The organism is Phyllobacterium sp. P5_D12, from assembly GCF_054049495.1.
In genome coordinates this window covers 1-1,329 of record NZ_JBFUMG010000864.1, presented here as the reverse complement: position 1 = coordinate 1,329, position 1,329 = coordinate 1, and the positions used below count along the sequence as shown (strand labels likewise).

Annotated in this window: 1 protein-coding gene and 1 pseudogene; both read left to right on the top strand. The window is 54.5% G+C overall.

Annotation, left to right across the window (positions count from 1 at the left end; genetic code table 11):
* Nucleotides 1-133 precede the first annotated feature (133 nt).
* Nucleotides 134-1,129: an ABC transporter permease gene (locus ACXJ5O_RS27130; protein ID WP_457302619.1), complete on the top strand. Its 996-nt coding sequence runs from the start codon at nucleotides 134-136 to the stop codon at nucleotides 1,127-1,129.
* Nucleotides 1,126-1,329: pseudogene (locus ACXJ5O_RS27125) on the top strand (hypothetical protein); the annotation flags it as partial. The gene ACXJ5O_RS27130 and the pseudogene ACXJ5O_RS27125, both read left to right, overlap by 4 nt.

Here is a 1,329-nt window from a genome sequence, read left to right as displayed (position 1 = left end):
GATCAGCAGGCCCGGTCGCCAAGCTGGTACTACGTCAAAAAGACCTCAGAATAGTTCGGGACAAATCATGTTGTTAAAAGCCGCCACAACTCCGGAAGGGGTGGGGTACCGGGCCGCCAGCATTGTTAAGACAATGCTGGGGCCTCTGGTCAGTGTCCTTGGAGCTTTCCTTGGTTTGATGGTCATTATCTTCTTTATTGGCCGTGTGCTTCCTATCGATCCTGTCCTGACAATTGTCGGCGACCAAGCGGATGCGGAAACGTATCAACAAGTCTCTCGGGAGCTAGGTCTCGATCGTCCGCTGATCCAGCAATTTTCGATTTTTGTATCGAACGCCGTATCGGGCGATTTCGGACGAGCGCGGCTTACGGGAAATCTGGTCTTGTCAGACCTGATCAAAGTCTTTCCTGCAACGATAKAGCTTGCAACAACAGGTATGCTGATAGGAGCTTTGCTCGGCATACCACTGGGGGTGATCGCCGCTGTAAACAGAGGCCGGGCGATGGACAACATTCTGCGGATCGTTATGTTGATGGGGCATTCCACCCCGATCTTCTGGCTGGGGTTGATGGGCCTCTTGCTTTTCTATGCCGCTCTGCACTGGGTAGGCGGTTCTGGACAACTGAGCCTTTACAATCTGGATATTGTACCGCGAATAACCGGATTCATAACCGTCGATGCTTTGCTTGCAGGGGATATGGAGGTCTTTTGGGACGCGGTGAACCATCTGATCCTGCCCGCCAGCATATTGGGATACAGCTCCACCGCATTCATAGCGCGCATGACGCGCAGTTTCATGCTCGAACAGCTGCCGCAAGAATATATCATTGCCGCGCGCGTCAAGGGGCTTTCGGCGCGACAGGTCATTTGGGGACATGCATTCCGCAATATCCGCGTCCAGTTGCTCACAGTTCTGGCGCTGGCCTATGGCGGATTGCTCGAGGGGACCGTCCTTGTCGAGTCCGTGTTCGCCTGGCCGGGGCTTGGGCAGTATTTCACCAATGCCCTGCTCATCGGCGACATGAACGCCGTCATGGCTGCGACGCTGCTCATCGGGGTCATCTTTCTCGGATTGAACCTTCTCAGCGATATTCTCTATCGCCTGCTCGATCCGAGGACCCGCCAATGACGATTGCCACAAATGCTATTCCATCTGCCGGTTCTTCCAAGCTCGCGCGTTCGATGCAACAGCTCTTTGGTTTCTGGAAAATATTCCGAACTGACTTGCCCGGGGTAGCCGGTCTGGCGGTTATTCTTGTCCTCATCCTTCTGGCCACGTCAGCACCCATCCTCGCTCCTTTCGACCCGTATCTGCAGTCGCTTGGTTTG